This is a genomic window from Pantoea sp. GM01 (genome assembly GCF_000282675.1).
GTDB lineage: Bacteria > Pseudomonadota > Gammaproteobacteria > Enterobacterales > Enterobacteriaceae > Pantoea > Pantoea nemavictus.
Genome location: NZ_AKIU01000053.1, coordinates 1 through 18313 on the forward strand (window position 1 = coordinate 1; position 18313 = coordinate 18313).

The 18313-nt window shown below is 53.5% G+C and carries 18 protein-coding genes; 7 read left to right on the forward strand and 11 right to left on the reverse strand.

From position 1 onward, the window contains the following. The coding region (locus PMI17_RS15450) for an MFS transporter (protein ID WP_009128416.1) at positions 1 to 685 on the reverse strand (685 nt) is incomplete at its 3' end. 245 nt (positions 686 to 930) lie between these two features. Here PMI17_RS15450 and PMI17_RS15455 point away from each other — a divergent pair. Together PMI17_RS15455 and cybB are read left to right on the forward strand one after the other, a co-directional pair. Continuing rightward, positions 931 to 1425, forward strand: coding sequence for a MarR family winged helix-turn-helix transcriptional regulator (locus PMI17_RS15455; RefSeq protein ID WP_009128417.1), 495 nt, complete (start codon positions 931 to 933; stop codon positions 1423 to 1425). 90 nt (positions 1426 to 1515) lie between these two features. Then, positions 1516 to 2055, forward strand: a complete 540-nt coding sequence (cybB, locus tag PMI17_RS15460; RefSeq protein WP_009128419.1) for a cytochrome b561 — start codon at positions 1516 to 1518, stop codon at positions 2053 to 2055. 30 nt (positions 2056 to 2085) lie between these two features. Here cybB and PMI17_RS15465 read toward each other — a convergent pair whose 3' ends face one another. Then, on the reverse strand, positions 2086 to 2439 hold the full coding sequence (locus PMI17_RS15465) for an MmcQ/YjbR family DNA-binding protein (protein ID WP_009128422.1): 354 nt from the start codon (positions 2437 to 2439) through the stop codon (positions 2086 to 2088). Between the two features lie 126 nt (positions 2440 to 2565). On the opposite strand from PMI17_RS15465, the gene PMI17_RS15470 reads away from it, so the two are divergent. After that, on the forward strand, positions 2566 to 3681 hold the full coding sequence (locus tag PMI17_RS15470) for a metallophosphoesterase (protein ID WP_009128424.1): 1116 nt from the start codon (positions 2566 to 2568) through the stop codon (positions 3679 to 3681). A 52-nt stretch (positions 3682 to 3733) separates the two neighbouring features. Here PMI17_RS15470 and PMI17_RS15475 read toward each other — a convergent pair whose 3' ends face one another. Then, positions 3734 to 4345, reverse strand: coding sequence for a TetR/AcrR family transcriptional regulator (locus PMI17_RS15475; RefSeq protein WP_009128426.1), 612 nt, complete (start codon positions 4343 to 4345; stop codon positions 3734 to 3736). Between the two features lie 137 nt (positions 4346 to 4482). Between PMI17_RS15475 and PMI17_RS15480 the strand changes: the two genes are divergently transcribed. Beyond that, on the forward strand, positions 4483 to 5700 hold the full coding sequence (locus PMI17_RS15480) for an MFS transporter (protein WP_009128428.1): 1218 nt from the start codon (positions 4483 to 4485) through the stop codon (positions 5698 to 5700). Between the two features lie 74 nt (positions 5701 to 5774). Here the strand turns inward: PMI17_RS15480 and PMI17_RS15485 are convergent, their stop codons facing one another. Further along, positions 5775 to 6611, reverse strand: a complete 837-nt coding sequence (locus tag PMI17_RS15485) for an alpha/beta fold hydrolase (protein WP_009128430.1) — start codon at positions 6609 to 6611, stop codon at positions 5775 to 5777. 253 nt (positions 6612 to 6864) lie between these two features. On the opposite strand from PMI17_RS15485, the gene PMI17_RS15490 reads away from it, so the two are divergent. Then, positions 6865 to 7872, forward strand: coding sequence for a GlxA family transcriptional regulator (locus tag PMI17_RS15490; protein ID WP_238541549.1), 1008 nt, complete (start codon positions 6865 to 6867; stop codon positions 7870 to 7872). Between the two features lie 4 nt (positions 7873 to 7876). Here PMI17_RS15490 and PMI17_RS15495 read toward each other — a convergent pair whose 3' ends face one another. The 3 genes from PMI17_RS15495 to PMI17_RS25750 all read right to left on the reverse strand — a co-directional run bounded on the left by PMI17_RS15495 (position 7877) and on the right by PMI17_RS25750 (position 12498). Beyond that, positions 7877 to 9817, reverse strand: coding sequence for a methyl-accepting chemotaxis protein (locus tag PMI17_RS15495; protein ID WP_009128434.1), 1941 nt, complete (start codon positions 9815 to 9817; stop codon positions 7877 to 7879). Between the two features lie 257 nt (positions 9818 to 10074). Next, the gene (locus PMI17_RS15500; protein WP_238541550.1) at positions 10075 to 12165 is read right to left on the reverse strand and encodes a PQQ-binding-like beta-propeller repeat protein; all 2091 of its coding nucleotides are present in this window, start codon (positions 12163 to 12165) and stop codon (positions 10075 to 10077) included. Between the two features lie 66 nt (positions 12166 to 12231). Further along, complete coding sequence (locus PMI17_RS25750; protein WP_009128439.1) at positions 12232 to 12498, reverse strand: hypothetical protein; 267 nt, start codon at positions 12496 to 12498, stop codon at positions 12232 to 12234. Positions 12499 to 12879: 381 nt separating this feature from the next. On the opposite strand from PMI17_RS25750, the gene PMI17_RS15505 reads away from it, so the two are divergent. After that, complete coding sequence (locus tag PMI17_RS15505; protein ID WP_009128442.1) at positions 12880 to 13989, forward strand: Fic family protein; 1110 nt, start codon at positions 12880 to 12882, stop codon at positions 13987 to 13989. A 156-nt stretch (positions 13990 to 14145) separates the two neighbouring features. Here the strand turns inward: PMI17_RS15505 and PMI17_RS15510 are convergent, their stop codons facing one another. From PMI17_RS15510 to PMI17_RS15520, 3 genes are all read right to left on the reverse strand, one after another. After that, positions 14146 to 14502, reverse strand: coding sequence for a YebG family protein (locus PMI17_RS15510; protein ID WP_009128444.1), 357 nt, complete (start codon positions 14500 to 14502; stop codon positions 14146 to 14148). A gap of 73 nt (positions 14503 to 14575) precedes the next feature. Next, positions 14576 to 15370, reverse strand: a complete 795-nt coding sequence (locus PMI17_RS15515) for an SIR2 family protein (protein WP_008108794.1) — start codon at positions 15368 to 15370, stop codon at positions 14576 to 14578. Beyond that, positions 15367 to 15927: a non-canonical purine NTP pyrophosphatase gene (locus PMI17_RS15520; protein WP_009128449.1), complete on the reverse strand. Its 561-nt coding sequence runs from the start codon at positions 15925 to 15927 to the stop codon at positions 15367 to 15369. The genes PMI17_RS15515 and PMI17_RS15520 overlap by 4 nt, the downstream gene beginning before the upstream one ends. Before the next feature lie 375 nt (positions 15928 to 16302). On the opposite strand from PMI17_RS15520, the gene PMI17_RS15525 reads away from it, so the two are divergent. Then, complete coding sequence (locus tag PMI17_RS15525; protein WP_238541551.1) at positions 16303 to 17634, forward strand: bifunctional diguanylate cyclase/phosphodiesterase; 1332 nt, start codon at positions 16303 to 16305, stop codon at positions 17632 to 17634. Between the two features lie 85 nt (positions 17635 to 17719). On the opposite strand, the gene PMI17_RS25755 is transcribed toward PMI17_RS15525, so the two are convergent. Next, positions 17720 to 18148 carry a hypothetical protein gene (locus PMI17_RS25755; protein ID WP_238541552.1) on the reverse strand — a complete coding sequence of 143 codons (429 nt, stop codon included), beginning with the start codon at positions 18146 to 18148 and terminating at the stop codon, positions 17720 to 17722. Positions 18149 to 18313 lie beyond the last annotated feature (165 nt).

Sequence of the window (18313 nt, forward strand, 5' to 3'; positions counted from 1 at the left end):
AAAACGGCGCCAGCCACGCCAGCACTAAGGTATAAGCGCCGGTGCCGATACCAAAGAAGATCATCAGCAGCCAGGCGCGGCGTGCGCGATCCGCGCGGGGAGCGGTGCGGTGTTGTGCTGGCGCGCTGCCGGGCGAACCTATCAGCCACAACAGCAGTGCAATCGCAGCGGGTAACAGCGGAATCGCGAGCGTTACCGCCAAGCCCTGGGCGTTCGCCAATGGCACGGCACTGGCTGCCGCAATCGCTGCGCCTGCCATGATGCCGGTGGTGAACAGCGCCATCAGCGTGCCCGCTTTCGCGCCGAAGTGACGTTTAATCTGCGCCGGCATCAACGCCTGAATTAAGCCAATACCACAGCCCGCCACCAGCGCACTGACAATCAATGCGGCGGCGGATTGATCGAATCCACGCGCCAGGCTGGCCAGCGCCAGTAACAGCAATCCCGCCGCAATGCCACGCACTTCGCCCAGCGTACGCAGCAGCAGCGGACCGGCCAGCGCCGCTAATCCCATCATGATCACCGGTAAGGTAGTCAGCAGACTTAGCTGCGTCGCGCTAAGCTGCGTGTCCTGTTGCAGCAGCGGAAATAGCGGCCCCATCGCCGCCATTATCGGCCGCAGATTCAGCGCGATAACAAAAACCAGTAAGGCAAACATCCCAACCGCAGGTAAAGTACGATTCACTTTGCAACTCCTTGCACATCAAAAGTATCTTAACGTTAAGATACTTATCGCAACAGCAATAGCCCCTGCGCACAAAGCAACAAATTAAAGTTAGGAGGGCAAGGCTGAATAACACATACCAATCGTAGCGGCGCAATTTATTGCGCAATGCCTGGATGGGCATTTAGCCGTCATTGAGATGCGCGATAAATCGCGCCGCTACGGATGGTGCAAAATGTATAAAAGTTAATGAATGGAGAATCAGATTGGCGGATCACGTTGATTTTGTAATGGAACAGTGGACCAGCGCTATGCCTGAGCTGGATGCATCATCAATGGCGGTGTTTGGTCGCATGCTGCGCATCATGCAGCATCTGGCGAAAACCCGCGCGGCGGCACTGGCACCTTTTGGTTTCCGCGATGGCGAATTTGATGTGCTGGCGACGCTGCGGCGCGCAGGTGCGCCCTATCGCTTATCGCCGACGCAGCTGTATAAATCCTTGCTGGTGACTTCGGGTGCCATGACCAATCGGCTCAATCGACTGGAAGACGTGGGTTTGATAATGCGTGTCGCCGATCCTGATGATAAGCGCAGCACGCTGGTGGCGCTCACCGACGCTGGCCTCGCAAAGATTGAGCAGGCGCTGCAAGTGCATACGCAAACGCAAAACCACTTGCTGAGCACGCTGGATGATGCGCAGCAGCAGCAACTGCAATCTCTGCTCAGTCAACTGTTGGTGGCAAGCGAAACGGGAAGTTAATTCGCGGTTATCGATGTGTCAAAATATGAATTAATTCAGCGCTTTTTCCGTTAAAGTATGCCTCCCGCTCGGCATTGTTACGGATTAGAGATGAGCAACAAATACGCCCCGTCGCAAATACTTCTTCACTGGTTGACCTTTCTGTTGGTCGTCACTGCGTATTGCACCATGGAATTTCGTGGACTGGCAACGCGCGGTTCATGGCAAGGCTTCGCGATGATCATTGGTCACTTCAGCGCCGGCAGTTGTGTGCTGGTGCTGATGCTGTCACGCGTGATGCTGCGTTTTCGTCATCGCAGCCCGGCAATTATACCCAAGCCCCCGCACTGGCAAACCGGCCTGGCGCATCTGATGCATCTGGCGATCTACCTGTTTTTCATCGTATTGCCGACGCTGGGCATTTTGTCGCGCTTCTATATGGGCCGCACATGGTGGATTTTCGGCATTCCGATGCCGGTGAGTGGCGATCCCGATCCCGATTTTGCTGACATGATTGCAGACTGGCACGAAACCCTCGCGCCTTATGGCTATTGGCTGATTGGCATTCACGCGGTTGCCGCATTAGCGCACCATTATCTGTTCAAAGACAATACGTTATTGCGCATGATGCCATCGCGTCGCTCACGTTAACACGCGTAGTGACAACGTCACGCAGCCTGACTAAAACGTCAGACTAAAACTGTCGTCGAGCAAAACTAAAATCTCGCTATCCGGCAAGCCATTTTCCAGCGTGATGCTGAGCCAGTGCTCTTTATTCATATGGTAAGCCGGATAGACGCCATGCTGTTGACGCAGCGAACCATTCAGTTCGGGCCGGGTTTTAATGTTCATCACGTCGATCACCGGGCCATCCGGCAAACCGAGTTTGTGGCTCTCCAGCGGGAACACCAGCGCAAACCATTTGCGATGTCGAGGATGACGCAGCACCGCGTATTCACTGTGTTTTTTCCAGGGATAATCGGGTTCTACCTGATAGTGCCGATGAATGTAGTCGAACAGCTGCTGGCGTGTCATGCATCCTCCGTGGTGAACCACGCGCAAAAAAAGCACGTGCGAAGCCATCATACTAATCAGTAAAGACTACACTGCGTATTGATTTTTTTGCGCTGAAACAGCGCCCTTTAACCAGGGAAGTGAATGATGTTTCATCTGATTTTCAGCATACCGAGCTGGTATGTAATCGCGCGGTTTATATTCCCGTTAGCGATGCCGCTGCTATTAAAAATTGTTCTCTCTCTACTGGTGTTACTGGCTTCACAGTATCTGCTGGTCAGTCGATTTACCTCCGGCAGCATGTTCTCGCCGGAAATGCCCCGCGCCATCGTCATTCTGTTCAACTGGGGTTTTAGCGCCGTTTTGTTTCTCGCGCTCACCCAGTTTGTGATTGATGTGGTGGCGCTGCTCTCGCTGTTATTCCGTCATCCGTTTGAAATCGTGCCGGCAATTCGTTATGTGGCGGCGGCTTTTGCTTTCATCCTTGCCACCGTCGGCGTTTATCAGGCGATACGCGTTCCGCCGGTTAAAGATGTGACCATCGCCATTAAAGATCTTCCCCGTGAGTTCGAAGGCTATCAGCTGCTGCAGCTGACCGATATGCACATCACCAAACTCTTCAATGAGAAGTGGACGCGCGCGCTGGTGCAAAAAGCCATGACGCTGGATGTCGATCTGATTCTGGTGACCGGTGATGTGATTGATGGCACGTTGCACAATCGCCGCGCGGACGTGGAGCCACTGCGCGGTTTACATGCGCCTGATGGTGTTTTCGCCATCACCGGCAACCATGAATATTTCTTCGAGCAGGAGCGCTGGACCGCGCATCTGGCATCGCTGGGACTCGAACCCTTGCTTAATCGCCATACCGTAATTAACCGCCATGGCGCAGAGCTGGTGATTGCCGGCATGCCGGATACCTCAGCTTCACGTCGCGGTGCCGTGGGGCCGGATTTAGATTTGGCGCTGGCAGGCGCACCGGAAAATGCGCCGGTAATTCTGCTCGATCACCAGCCGCGCAATGCACGGCAAAACGCCGTGAAGAACATCGATCTGCAGCTGTCCGGACATACGCACGGCGGCCTGATTGTGGGCTTTGACCGGCTGTTTGCCAAACCTAACGCGGGTTTTGTCTCGGGGTTGTATCAGGTGGATGGCATGCAACTCTATGTCAACAACGGAACCGCACTTTGGCCGGGCATGGCGGTTCGCTTAGGCCGACCATCGGAGTTAACTCGCATTACCCTGCAGCGTAAAGAGTAAAGCGCTCACTCAGGTCGCCAGCGCGCATTGAGGCTTCAATGCGCGCAGCACATCAGCGCCGCGACGCATCCCACAATCTCATCATCTGCGCGATGCCCCGCTCAATCTCCGCGAGGGGAACGTTATCCCGCGCCAGCGTTGAGATTCCCAGCATAAAACTGTTGAAGCTGACCGCCAGTGCCAGCGTCTCCTCATCATTTTTCAACTCTCCACTGCTGATGCCTCTCTCAACGCAATGCTTAATGCCTGCACCGGTACGCATGCGCGACGCCTCAAGCGGTTTCAGCACGTGACGATTCTCTTCGGCGCAGGATGACATCACGCTGAGCGCAACCATGCATCCGCGCGGATGCGAAGGATCGTACTGCATTCTGGCGGAGTTCAGCAGCGCCGTCTCCAGCGCCTGCCGGGCGGGTAAGCGGCTATCCCACAACGCTTCCGTTACCTGGGCATGCGTTTGCAGATAACAGTTCGCCGCTTCAGCAAACAGTGCTTCTTTCGATCCAAACGCGGCATAGAAGCTTGGCGCGGTTATCCCCTTGCCTATTGATGCTTTCAGCTGCGCGAGCGAGGTGGAATCGTAGCCATTTTGCCAAAAGAGGTGCATGGCTTTCACTACTGCTTCATCCCGGTCAAATTGTCTTGGTCTGCCTGTTCTCATCATCAACTCCTCCGCTATTTATACTAATCGATACAGAATTCATTGACAACGTACAGCACCACTACGCAATATAAATACCGATCGATACATATATTGATACTACGCGATGGCGTTGTTCTTAATCACCTAAAGGCTTAACGATGAAATTAGATAAACATGGAGAAGCGCAGCAACTGCCGATATTGGCGCTGCTGGCGCTGGCGATGGCGGGCTTTATTTGTATTTTGACGGAGACGATACCCGCTGGTTTGCTGCCGCAAATCAGTCAGGGACTGGCTATTTCGCCTGCGCTGGCGGGTCAGCTGGTTACCGCGTATGCCGCCGGTTCCCTGATCGCAGCGATTCCGCTGACGCTGCTGACACGAAGCTGGTCACGCCGCGGGGTTCTGTTGAGCACCGTCGGTGGATTTCTGGTTTTTAACACGCTCACCGCCGTCTCTTCTAACATCACCCTCATTTTAATCGCGAGATTTTTAGCCGGGGCGTCGGCGGGCTTAGCGTGGAGTTTGATTGCGGGCTATGCACGCAGAATGGTGATTCCCTCGCTGCAGGGACGTGCATTGGCACTCGCCATGGTAGGCACGCCAATTGCGCTCTCATTGGGCGTTCCAGCGGGAACCTGGATGGGATCGTTACTTGGATGGCGTCTGACTTTTGCCGTGATGTCGGGGCTGTCGATCATCCTGATTGGCTGGATACTGCTGGCCGTGCCGAATTATCCCGGCCATTCCGCCAAGCAAAAAATGCCGCTCGCGGCGGTATTACGTCTGCCCGGCGTACGCTCCGTGCTTGGCGTGGTGCTGGCGTGGATGCTGGCGCATAACATTCTCTATACCTATATCGCACCCTTTATTGCCTCGGCGGGACTGGCGGCGCGAGTGGATCTGGTGCTGCTGATCTTTGGCATTGCCGCGCTGGGCGGGATTTTCATCACCGGCAAAATTATCGATACCCATCTGCGCAAAGCGGTGCTGTTATCCCTGTCGATGTTTGCGGCGGTAGCGCTGGTGTTTGGCTTGATCACGTTAACACCCGGCGTGATCTATCCAGGCGTCGCCGTCTGGGGGCTGACATTCGGCGGTGCCGCGACACTGCTCCAGACGGCATTGGCCGATGCCGCCGGTGAATATGCCGACGTCGCGCTATCAATGAATGTCGTGACTTGGAACAGCGCCATCGCCCTCGGCGGTTTAACCGGCGGGATGCTGCTCAAGCATGCCGGTTCCCAATCGTTCCCGTGGGCGATCCTCATATTGCTGTTGGTCGCATTAGCGATTGCCCTGCATGCACATCAGGGTTTCCCAGCGATGAGCAGCAGAGCCAAAGCGTCACTTAGCCCTGCCAGTGAGACTGAGTGATAACGGACAGCACGCGTACGGCATAACGGCAAAAAATTAAAAGCCGGACGCAATGTCCGGCTTATTAAGTTGCGTTACGCTTTAGCAAACGCCAGCAGATCGGGGTTAATCTGCTCAGGATGGGTCGCGAACATACCGTGTGACAAACCCGGATAAGTTTTCAGCGTGCCATGCTTCAGCAATTTGATGGCTTTGTGTGCTGAGTCATCAATCGGTACCACCTGATCGTCTTCACCATGCAGCACCAACACCGGCACGCCAATCGCTTTCAGATCCTCGGTAAAATCGGTTTCAGAGAAGGCAGCGATACAGTCGTATTGCGCTTTGGCGCCGCCCGCCATGCCCTGACGCCACCAGTTATCAATCAATCCCTGGCTGATTTTCGCGCCTGGACGATTAAAACCGTAGAACGGCCCTGCCGGCACATCGATAAAGAATTGCGCGCGGTTGGCTGCCAGCGCCGCGCGGAAACCGTCAAACACCGACTTTGGTAAACCTTGCGGATTGGCTGCGGTTTTCAGCATGATTGGCGGCACCGCGCCCATCAATACCGCCTTCGCCACCCGACCTTTCTCAGCGTGCGCCACATAACGCGCCACTTCGCCACCGCCGGTAGAGTGACCAATATGGATAGCGTTGCGCAGATCCAACGCCCTGGCCAGTTCCGCGACGTCGGCTGCGTAGGTGGTCATATCATTGCCGCTGTCGGTTTGATCGGAACGCCCATGTCCGCGACGGTCGTGGGCGATAACGCGGTAACCTTCGGCTAAGAAGAACAACATTTGGTTGTCCCAGTCATCGGCGCTTAAAGGCCAGCCGTGGTGAAACACCACCGGTTGTGCGTTTTTTGGGCCCCAGTCTTTGTAGAAGATGCGGGTACCGTCTTTAGTAGTGATGATGCCGTTGCTCATTTTAGAATCTCCAGACTGTGATGATAATGATGTTAAACCGGTGGCGAAGGCCGAATGCGCCAGCCCGATGCTGGCTGACAGCGTACCGCCAAGAACCAATAAACTTCGTCGTGAAATCGCTAACTGTTCAATCACTGCACCTGACATATTCAATCCCTGTTAATGCTGATTGCTGTTCGATGGATGCATTGTCAGGGAAAACGGCAAGGTGTAATATTGTCATTAATGACACATTAAGGGCCGTAAGTGACAAATGATAAAATCAGCTGAAAACCACGTTGTTGCCGAGGTCGGCCTGGTGATGTATCCCGATTGCCAGCTCGCGGCGATATATGGACTGACCGATATGTTCAGGATCGCCGCAGAGTGGGCGGAGAATATCTCCGGAGAGGAACGCAAACGAACCATCCGCGTATCGCATTGGCAGATAGACCCAAACAGCGACCACATGCAGTGCGTCTGGGATAGTCATCCTGAGACGCCGCATCGTTTAAGCTACGTGATTGCGCCGCCAAGCCTGGTGGTGCCCGCCAGGATGGTGCCGATGAAGGTGCCTGCCGCCTGGATGAGCGAGCTGTATAACGCGGGTGTTACCCTGTGTTCGGTATGCGCCGGCGCATTTGTGCTGGCTGAAACCGGGCTAATCGATCATCGCCGCGCCACCACGCACTGGGCGTTTGCGCAGACGCTGGCAGAGCGTTTTCCGGCGGTTGAGGTGGCGGTAGAAAATATGGTTATCGACGATGGCGATATTATTACCGCTGGCGGGATACTGGCATGGACGGATTTAGGTTTGACGCTGATCGAAAAAGTGTTAGGTACCGGCACCATGTTAGCCACCTCGCGCTTCTTGCTTGTCGATCCGCCGCGACGTGAACAAAGTACCTATTCCGCTTTCATTCCTAACTTTGAGCACGGGGATAGTCAGATTCTGCGCGCGCAGCACCACCTGCATGCACGCTATGCCGAACAACACAGTATTGAGACCATGTCCGAGCTGGCAAGCATGACGCCACGCACTTTCCTGCGTCATTTTCAGAAAGCGACCGGCATGCGCCCAACGGATTATTTACAGCAGGTGCGTATTATGAAAGCGCGCGATGCGCTTGAGCTGAGCAATCGTGCTGTCGATCAGATCGCGTGGGAAATTGGCTATAGCGATCCTTCCGCCTTCCGGAAAATATTCCGTAAACTCACCGGCATCACGCCTGGCCAGTATCGGCAGCGGTTTGGCACCCAGGAACGGGTGCCAAACGCTTAAGACATCAACTCAGCTGGAAACGCCCAACGGTGTTCTCCAGCTGCGATGCCTGATCTTCCAGCGAACTGGCGGCGGCGGACATCTCCTGCACCAGCGCGGCATTCTGCTGCGTGGTGCTGTCCATTTCATTGACTGCGATAGTGACCTGGCTGATACCGCGCGCTTGTTCATCGGAGGCAATAACAATTTCACCGATGATGGTGCGCACCGAGTTTACCGCCTGCGTCATCTCCTGCATGGTTCTGCCGGCATCCTGCACCAGCTGCACCCCGCTACCAACGCGCTGCGTCGACTCCTCAATCAGCGCACCGATATCCTTCACCGCATTGGCGCTGCGCTGCGCCAGATTCCGCACTTCCGATGCCACCACGGCAAAACCGCGCCCCTGCTCACCGGCGCGTGCGGCTTCAACTGCGGCGTTAAGCGCCAGAATATTGGTCTGGAAGGCGATGCTATTAATAATCGCCGTGATATCGCCAATCTTCTTCGCGCTGTCGTCGATCTGTGCCATGGTTTGCACCACCTCACCCACCAGCGTTTCCCCACGGCTGGCGATGTGCGTGGCGTTATCGGTCAGCGTTGTCGCCTGATGCGCATTGGTGGCGTTGTGTTTCACCGTCGCGGTGATCTGCTCCATGCTGGCAGCAGTTTGCTCCAACGCGGCAGCCTGCTGTTCAGTGCGTGATGCCAGATTTAGGTTGCCGCTGGCGATCTCACCCGCGCCCTGACGTACCGATGAACTGGCGTCCTGAATCTGCCCAACGATCTCACGCAGCTGGTTTTGCATGGTATGCAGCGCATAGAACAAGCTGCTGTTATCGCGCCCTTTCAGGGTGATGACGTTATCCAGTTTGCCATCGGCCACCGCCAGCGCGATGGTTGCCGCTTCCAACGGTTCGCCACCAATGGGTTTCAGCACCTTACGGTTAAACAGCATGCCGAGCAGCGTACACACCACCAGAATACTGATGATCATCAGGATTACCGCGTGGATCAGCTGGCGATGCGCGGCGGCCATCACTTTGCTCACCGGCGCCACCACGCCGAGATACCATTGCTGATCGCTGTTACCGATTGTCACCGGCTGCCAGGTCACCAGCGCATCTTCACCGAGCAACGCATCGTGTTGTTCCGTTACGCTATGGCTGAAGTTGTGGGTATCGCCCTTCCACGCTTTGCTAGTCTGGCTTTTATCCGGATACGAAACCACCTTGCCAGCACTGGAGAGCAGCATCGCATAGCCGCTGCCATCCCAGGGTTTGATTTTATTCACCTCCTCCTGCAGCGAAGCCAGCGAAATATCCGACGTCACTACGCCCCACAGCTTGCCCTCGCTGACAATTGGTGCCGCGACGGAGGTCAGCAGCGTTGGCACGCCGTTGTAGGCGTAGCTGTAAGGCTCAATCAGCGTGTCTTTCTGGCTTTTCTGCGGCAGCAAATAGTAATCGCCCTGACCTGGCGTGAAGATTGAGGTCAGCGGATGCAGGTTGAAATTGCCAGTTTGGTCGCGATCGACAAAAAACGCGTAGCGACCTTTTGGCGCCGCATTCGGCTGGGCGACAAACTCCGCGTCGCGGCCGTCAAAGGCGTTTTCTTCGAAGATCACTGAGATCGAAAGATAGTCTGGATTGTCGCGCAGTGCCGACTCCATCAGTTTGTCGGCGACCTTACGATCCTGAATGCCCGCTGCGGGCAGCGCGATCAGGCTATGGCCGAGGTTGTGGGCAACATCGCGCGCGTAGCTGAGTTGATGCTGAATTTGCAGCGCCTGGCTCTGCGCGATCTGTTGCAGGTAGTTTTCGGCCAGCGACTTTTGTTCATTACTGGATTGCCAGCTCAGCACGCCGATGGTTACGGCAAACCCGAGCGTGATAGTTAAGGCGCCCGTCAGCAGCATCTGCGTGCGGGTGCTCATGGTTTTCTTAGGTGATGCGTGTTTGGCCATTATGGCGCTCCTGGAGTTGACACTTTTCGGTAATCAGAACCACTCCCTGTGCGCGTACATCCCTCTGAAGAGACTATCGGCGCGCGGCGGGGGAACTTGATGGCGAAGGAGGTCGGATCAGAGCGCGGAATCAAAGCAGCGCACATTCCGTAGCGGCGCGATTTATCGCGCAATAAGTTGCGCCGCTACGTAATGTGCGCTTTTGAGAGGGAGACCAGCATCAGGCCAGCGCCCAATGCCGGTCTTTTCCTTAAGCGTTACTTTTTCTCCGGCAACGCGTAGGCCAGCACGTAATCGCCAACCGGCGTCTCCATAAAGTGGTGACCGGCAGCGACAATCACCAGATATTCACGCCCATTCTGCGTGTAGATCATCGGATTGGCCTGGCCACCCGCAGGCAATTCAGTGCTCCACACCTGCTTGCCGGTTTGCATATCGATAGCGCGAATCAAATCGTCGGTTGCTGCGGCAACAAAGATTAATCCGCTCGATGTCACCACCGAACCGCCGTTATTCGGCGTACCGATATTAATCGGCAAACCGGTCGGCAGACCGAACGGACCATTACGACGCGCCGTGCCGAGCGGACGATCCCAAATGGTGCGACCATCACGCATATCAATGGCGCGAATGCCGCCGTACGGGGGCTCTTTGCACAGCATGCCGGTGAACGGCAAGCGCCAGCCCGCATTGACGTTGACTGCATAAGGCACGCCAATTTGTGGATCACCGGCGCCTTCCGCATGCCCTTCATCGTGTGGGTTGTAAGGAATCTCATCACGCGGTTTCCAGCCCAACGCATCCGCTTTGCCGCGTGGCACCAGAATGTTGTAGTTCGGCATATCGTTGTAGTTCGCAATGATGATGCCGCGAGTAGGATCCACGGCAACGCTACCCCAGTCAGAACCGCCGTTATAGCCCGGATACTCAATCGAATGACGATCGGCTTCCGGCGGCGTGTACTGGCCACGGTAGCTGGCCTTCTGGAACTGAATGCGGCATACCAGCTGATCAACCGGGGTTAAGCCCCACATATCCTGCGGCGTCAGATCCGGCTTACTCAGATGATGGAACAGCGAATAGGGCTGCGTGGGCGAGCGCTGATCTGGCTCAATGCCGCCGCCGGTGACTTTACGCTCCTCGACGCCAAACAGTGATTTACCGGTGCGGCGATCCAACACGTAAATCTCACCCTGCTTGGTCGGCATGATGATAGCCGGGATTTTGCCACCGTTTTTATCCGGATAATCCACCAGCGTAGGCTGCGAGCCAGGATCGTAATCCCACACGTCTTTATGTGCGGTCTGGAATGACCAGGCAGGTAAACCGGTGTCGATATTCAGTGCCGTCAGCGATACCGAATACCTGTTCTCCGCCGCTGTCCGCGTGCCGCTCCAGTAATCCCCCGAAGCGTTGCCCACCGGCAAATAGACCAGTCCGAGCTTGTCGTCACCGGTGAACGAGGTCCAGACATCTGGCGAACCGCGTTTATAGGCATGCGGCCCGGTTTTCGGCGTCGCGGTATCCGGTGCTGCCGCATCCCACGCCCACTTCAACTGACCGGTGCGCACGTCGTACGCTTTGATCACGCCCGGTGGGCCAAATGCGCGTTGACCATCAATGGTTTGGTGCGCCACCACTAAGGTATCGCGGATCACCACCGGCGCGGAGTTAATCGCCACATAGCCGTCATAGGTTTCGCCCATATCTTCAGCCAGATTAACCGTGCCTTGATTGCCAAAGCTGCGGCAGACTTCACCGGTTTGCGCATTCAGTTCGATAATGCGTGCGTCCAGCGTGCCGAGAATGATGCGCTGCTGGCAATCGCTGTTATCGCCGGCTGGCGCACTCGTCACTGTGCTGTTTTGTCCGGCGGTGACGTGGCTGTTGGTTTGGCTGTCATACCATGTCAGCCCGCGACAGGCCGCGGTATAAGGAATGGATTTGTCGCTAACTTTAGGATCAAAGTGCCACTTCTCCTTGCCGGTGCTGGCATCCAGGGCAAACACACTATTGCGCGCGCTACAGGTGTAGAGCGTATCGCCCACTTTAATTGGCGTGTTCTCCCCGCCCCAGCGTGCCTTAGGCAAATCGCCAGTACGGAATTGCCACGCCAGCTTGAGATCTTTGACGTTGTCCGGCGTGATTTGACTGGCATTGACGAAGCGCTGAGACGCCAGCGATCCGCCATAGGTATACCAGTCGCCGCTGTCCGGCGTGGAGGCTTTGCCGCTACCGGTATCCGCCATAAAGTTGGCCGAGCCGGCCGCTGGAACGTTGCTGGCCGGCGTTTCATTCAGCGGGGCAAACGGCAGCGCAGCGGCGACAATGAAAGCGACAATTAACACGCTCGCCAGCACGCGTGAGGTGCCACGACTGACGCGTGGCGCCAGATTAGGCAGCTGGAAAGCGAATCAGATGCCCAATATCAGCATCAGTGCAAAGCGCGGCACCCAACGCCAATAGTCGAGACCCGATTCATAAATGGTCCAGATTAACGTGCCGATAAACACCAGCGTAAACCAGGCTGCACCGCTGGTGCGTTTCAAGAAGATCAGCACGGCAGAGATAACTAAACCTATCCCCGCCAGCACGTAATACCAATTACCCCCTAGCGCGACCAGCCAGCCGCCGCCTGCCGCTAATGCAATGCCGAGCAGCAGCAAAACCGTAGCGAACAAGATATTCCAGAGCGAAAGTCTGGTTATTCGATTTGCGATATCCAAAATATGTTTCCCTTTGCCATTAATAATCACAGGTACAAATATTTTTTAACTTCGCTGTAAATTTTAGAATTCATTAACCACTTCGCCGGGTTAATTGGTAAATATGCGCAATATTCGGCACTTTTTATCCGCTTATTTTCCCTATAGTTTCTGGGATAAATTTGAATAGCGCGTCACCGATATTACTTTTGCCGAAATTTTGTAATCACTGATTCTCTCTCATCACCAACCCGCTCCTTTCCTTCTGGTTAATGAGCCGATTACAGGCTATTATTCAGCTCACTAACTGAGCCGAATAGCATTGCTATTCGACTCATGCGACTCCGGAGCAACTTCATGATGTGGATTTGGCAGCAGCCTGACTGGCCGCAGTTCCGCTGGCAGGATGAAAAATTATTGCCACGCTTGCGCCAGCTGCAGCAGCAACGTGGCGTATTGCTGGGGCGCGCCAGCGTGCAAGATAATAGCGATCAACAGACGCTGGATACGCTGCTGAGTAACATCCTGGCATCCTCAGCGATTGAGGATGAACGCGTCAATGCGCAGTCGGTAAGATCGTCTCTTGCGCGCCGTTTGGGCGTTTCGCTCAACCAACCTTATCCGGTTTCCGAACGTTCAGAAGGTTTGGCAACCATGATGATGGACGCCATCACTCAGCGCGATGAAGCGCTCATGCTGCCACGTTTGTGCCAGTGGCATCGTTGGTTGTTCCCCGCAAGTGAATGGACGTTCAAGCGATTGAATGTCGGAACGCTGCGCGGTGAAGAGCCGATGCAGGTGGTTTCGGGCCGTATCGATCGACCAACAGTGCATTTCGAAGCGCCACCGCGCGCCGGGCTGGAAGCGCAGCTCAACGAATTTGTCAGCTGGTTTAATCATAGCCGCGAAGATCCTCTACTTGATCCGCTGCTACGCGCCGCGCTTTGCCACCTGTGGTTTGTCACGCTGCACCCATTTGATGATGGCAACGGACGTATCACCCGCGCCCTGACCGACCTGGCACTGGCACAGGCTGATAGCCAAAGCATCCGTTTGTATGCCATGTCGGCGTCGATTCTGGCGCGACGTGCAGATTATTACCGCATTCTGCAGGAGACGCAGCGTGGCGAACTGGACGTTACGGCCTGGCTGCTGTGGTTTTTCGATGTGCTGAATGACAGCCTGGAGCACGCGCTGGAAGCCGTTACGCGCACGCAAAATAAAGCACGCTTCTGGTTGATGCACAATGCGGCCGAGCTAAGTGCGGAACAAACCCGCGTATTGAATCGTTTGCTGGATGGCGGTGAACAGGGCTTTAGCGATGGCATCAGCGCCGGCCAATATCAAAAGGTGGCGAAAGTGAGTAAAGCCACGGCGACGCGCCATTTAGCGGAATTAGTGATGAAAGGCTGTCTGGAGAAATTACCCGGCGGCGGGCGCAGCACCCGCTACCAGATCAAACGTTAAAACGCGCCGGTGCGCATGAATCTGTTAATAAGCATTTAGCTAAATCACCGCACGTTTCGTAGCGGCGCGATTTATCGCGCGTATCAATGGCGACTCCGTGCCCATTGAAAGATAGCGCAATAAATTGCGCCGCTACAGTGTGTGCGTGGAGTGATATCAGGCTGCTTTAACCGCGCGGACTTTCTTTTCCGGCGCTGCCGCTTCAGCATCCGGTTCCGCAGATGCCTCAGTAAGATCAGCAGGTTCGGCAACTTCCGCCGCGTCACTCTTCACCACGTCCGGGAGTTTGCTGGTACGCAGGATATGCTGCACCGCGTCTTTCTGTTCAGCCAACAGCAGACCCAATGCTTCGGCCTGCGCTTCATCCAGAGCTGGCTGATGCTGTTGCAGCCAATCGGTAAAGGCGTCTGCCATATCGAGCATTTTGTCCCAGGCATCCGCGTCTTTTTTGTTGGCAAACGTCATCTTCTCTTCACCCTTTCTGACTACAACATATTTGGTTTCGACTGCCATGATGCACCTCGATTGACTGTATTTATATACAGTATATTCTGATCAAACTTTTTCAGGCAATCACTTTCTGCCCTTAAGCCAGTAATTCTTCCAGGAAGAGCGCTAGTGCTTTGCGCGGATCGTCCTCTTCAGAAACGATCATCTCAATGCCCCACTGTCCCAGCACCTCTTTCGCCACCGGATTGTTACGGTTGGTGAACAGATAGGATTTGGGGCGCGCGGTGGCCAGTCCGGTTCGACCCCACATTTTTGTCAGGCGGTAGAATAGCAGACGAATATTGAAATCACTGATGCTGTAGCCGACAAACAATACCGAGTTACCCATCACGTCATGCGTCAATTTAATGTCGAGCGGCGAATCGAAATAGAGGCGCTCAAAGTAGCTGCTCTCATCCAATACAATCGAGGTATCGTCGTCGAAATCGCCGTGCAGTTTAATGATATGGCGTTTATCCTCGGTCAATGACACCAGGTCTGCGGCATTGGCTACCTTGCTGTAAGGCACGTTATGCGCTTCATGCGCCATCTCCAGCCAGCGGTCATAATTGGTGGTATAGATGCGTGAGAAATTGCCCTGGGTGATCATGGTGTGAATTTCAGAACTGCGTACGTCGATATCCGGACGATGCCATTCGCGATCCATCCAGCTACGCAGCGGCCCAAGTGAACCTTTACGCTGCTTATAATATTCCGCTAGCGACAGATGCGTGCCGTAAGTATTGAAAATCTTCGGGTCGTAACCCAGCTCTTTAGCCAAATGGGCAATCAACTCATGCCACTCCGGCAGGCCAAGATTGCGCGAGATACCTGCACCCGCAAACAGGATCAGTTTACCGGCGTCGTAGGCGCGTTTGAGCTCCGGTTTCATGCCAATCCCCGCGATGTTTTCAAGAAGGTAGCGAAGCGATCCAGCGCCAGGCGACGCATGGAGATCTCATTTTTTAATTCGCCCATTTCGGCAAAGGTTTGCGTGTGGCCTTCCGGGATAAACACGCAGTCCCACTGAAACTCTTGCGGACCGGCAGGCTTAGTGGCAATAGTGCCGCGCAGCTCACCTTCAAACTGATACATTTTTTGTCCGTCGCAGTAGCCCAGCACGGTTTTCGCCGTGACGCAGGGACTGTCCAAACCATTCACCAGTTTGGTAAAACGTTCGGCATTGAGACGGCTCCAGAAGATGCGCGTCAGCCCGGCCGGTAAGCCATTTAAGCCGTCCAGATACAATCCGGTATGCTCAACGAACAGTGGGCGACCAATAATCGAGAACGCCTTAGTGAGCTTATCGCGCACCAGTTCAACTTCATTTTCCGTCTGGATCTCTTCGATACGGCGTGCGATAGGAAGAACCTCGACGCCCACCGGCTCAAGGATGGTACGCACCTCGGCCAGCTTTAGTTCATTTGCGGACAGGAATCGTATTTTCATTGCAATCAGTAAGTTAAGAGTGAATTTACGTTCTGAGACAGCCTGTTGATTATGCTTTCATTCTAACGCGTGAAGGGTTAACTGGGTAGGAACAATCTCTTTCAGCGGCAAAAGCACAGTTGATCGGGATGCGTTTAGCTCATCGCGCATTGAGCAAAATTGCTGAACGCTTGAACCACCTGAGCAGAAGAAATTAGACAATTGTCATTGCCTGGGCCAAATTTTAAATCAGCTCAGCCAAATGTAAAATTTCAGCAAAAAGTTATGGCACTCGCCTCGCTTAACCCTAGAATAGTTATAACAAAATATTAAATTAATATGACAGTAAAGAAATGAGAACTCCAGATGATCTCTTATTTTAATTCCAGATATTCTATGGTAAAGAACCTGCCCTTTATTTTACAAGGTGACAGTCCTGAGAAAAAATTACGCTTAACCTTATTAATTGCAGGGTTTTCCAGCATTTTAGCCGGCACTTATATGGTGGTAAGCAATTACTACAGCGGGCACAATGAGATTGCAGGTCTATATTGCTTGAGCACCGCCTTTGGATTTTATATTTCAGCCGCCGCTTTTCGTGACCAGCTGAATAAACATCTGTATGTCATCGTCCATGCTTTGTTACTGATCATAATACTACTGTTCCTGCTGGATAATGGTCATGCGATTGAAAAACACTCCGAATACAACTATCTGATTGCGTTAACCGTGGGATCGGCGTTGGTGTTACGTCAGCAATCACCCTATTTAAGCAAGATATTTCCGCTAATCTGTCTGGCGGTTTATCTGTTTTTTATTTCGACTGGCTTGACCTGGCAGTTCAAACAGTTCCATTTTAATTTCCCGCAAGAGTCGGGATTCTATATCGTAAACTGCGCGGTACCGATGATTTCACTGTTATTAACCGCCTTTACCCTGCGCGGTAACTACTCTGAAACTGACCTAATCAAACGTGAGCTTGCGCTGGCGATGGGTAAAAACCAATTGGAGCTCTATTACCAGCCTCAGGTCGACAGTGATAAGAAGCTGATTGGTTTCGAAGCGCTATTGCGCTGGAAGCACCCTGCCAAAGGATTTATCTCCCCTGAAGTGTTTATTCCCGTCGCGGAGAAAAGCGGCTTAATTATCGAAATCGGTAAATGGGTCATGGAGCGCACTCTGCAGCAAATCGCCGAATGGGATCGTGCGCAATATCTGGGCGATTTAGTCTTCTCTATTAACATCAGTCCACTGCAGTTAATGCACAGAGATTTTACTCAGGACACGTTACTGGCACTGTCACATTACAAAATTCGACCTGAACGCTTGAAGTTCGAAATCACTGAGACGACGTTTATTTACGATCAAAAGCGCATTGGCGATGTTATCAGCCACTTTAGCCAGCTAGGTATCAAGTGGGCGATTGATGACTTTGGCGTAGGCTATTCGTCGCTGAAATCAATTAGCGACTTCGCCATTGATGATATAAAAATTGATAAATCGCTGATTATGCAAATATTCAAGAATGAATCATCGGCAATTGTAGTGCAGAAAACCATTGAGCTATCACGTGAAATGGGGATGAAGGTCCTCGCCGAAGGCATCGAAAGCGAGGAATATTTCACTTACCTGCGCGATAAAGGTTGTCACTTGTTCCAGGGCTATCATTTTGCCCGACCGCTTCCCGTGGCCGATGCAGCGCTATGGATTAAAAAAGCCAAAATATAAATTACTATTTACCCGGTGCGCATTAATGCGCACCTTACGATCTCGTAGGGTCGCCATTAATGGCGACCGGTACAAGGCATACTCATTAAAACAGCAATTTCGCAAGTGAAAGACCCGCTCCTAAGGTTACAAATTGGGTAGTCACCATCCATTTAGTTTGCGTCATCATCGCTTTATACAAATCTACCTTTATCGCCGCAACATCCTCTTTAGTGGCGTAATTGGACTTGATCACTGCCACATCCGCTTTCACCGCAGCCACATCCTCCTTAGTCGCATAGTTCGATTTAATTACTGCCACATCAGCAACCAGCTTTGTTACATGGTCTTCCAGCCTTTTAACCCGTTCTTGCATTCCTTTTCCTCCGCCCGGTGGTTGTCCGCCTTGATCGCATTTAGGTCGACGGCACGAATAATTGATAACGCTTTTACTTAACGGTTCAGCTAACATTACTTCACCCCAATCTTGTTTGCTATTGATTGGGTGATGCAGGTCGACGGTAAGCCATATCATCAAACTCCCTTTCAATATGGTGAACGTTAAACACCGCACTCGCCCAAAACCATCAGTATCGTGGCACAGCAATTCTTAAAAAACATTAGCGTTTGCCATAAGAAGTGGACATTAAAAAAATACGACTAAGCGCAATCACTTATTAAATACCGCAATAAAATGCGC

Bases quoted from the DNA above. Each gene is read 5' to 3' on its own strand.
- cybB (WP_009128419.1), top strand. From the start codon at position 1,516: ATGAGCAACAAATACGCCCCGTCGCAAATACTTCTTCACTGGTTGACC.
- PMI17_RS15465 (WP_009128422.1), bottom strand. From the start codon at position 2,439: ATGACACGCCAGCAGCTGTTCGACTACATTCATCGGCACTATCAGGTA.
- PMI17_RS15470 (WP_009128424.1), top strand. From the start codon at position 2,566: ATGTTTCATCTGATTTTCAGCATACCGAGCTGGTATGTAATCGCGCGG.
- PMI17_RS15475 (WP_009128426.1), bottom strand. From the start codon at position 4,345: ATGATGAGAACAGGCAGACCAAGACAATTTGACCGGGATGAAGCAGTA.
- PMI17_RS15480 (WP_009128428.1), top strand. From the start codon at position 4,483: ATGAAATTAGATAAACATGGAGAAGCGCAGCAACTGCCGATATTGGCG.
- PMI17_RS15485 (WP_009128430.1), bottom strand. From the start codon at position 6,611: ATGAGCAACGGCATCATCACTACTAAAGACGGTACCCGCATCTTCTAC.
- PMI17_RS15490 (WP_238541549.1), top strand. From the start codon at position 6,865: ATGATAAAATCAGCTGAAAACCACGTTGTTGCCGAGGTCGGCCTGGTG.
- PMI17_RS15495 (WP_009128434.1), bottom strand. From the start codon at position 9,817: ATGGCCAAACACGCATCACCTAAGAAAACCATGAGCACCCGCACGCAG.
- PMI17_RS15505 (WP_009128442.1), top strand. From the start codon at position 12,880: ATGATGTGGATTTGGCAGCAGCCTGACTGGCCGCAGTTCCGCTGGCAG.
- PMI17_RS15510 (WP_009128444.1), bottom strand. From the start codon at position 14,502: ATGGCAGTCGAAACCAAATATGTTGTAGTCAGAAAGGGTGAAGAGAAG.
- PMI17_RS15515 (WP_008108794.1), bottom strand. From the start codon at position 15,370: ATGAAACCGGAGCTCAAACGCGCCTACGACGCCGGTAAACTGATCCTG.
- PMI17_RS15520 (WP_009128449.1), bottom strand. From the start codon at position 15,927: ATGAAAATACGATTCCTGTCCGCAAATGAACTAAAGCTGGCCGAGGTG.
- PMI17_RS15525 (WP_238541551.1), top strand. From the start codon at position 16,303: ATGGTAAAGAACCTGCCCTTTATTTTACAAGGTGACAGTCCTGAGAAA.
- PMI17_RS25755 (WP_238541552.1), bottom strand. From the start codon at position 18,148: ATGATATGGCTTACCGTCGACCTGCATCACCCAATCAATAGCAAACAA.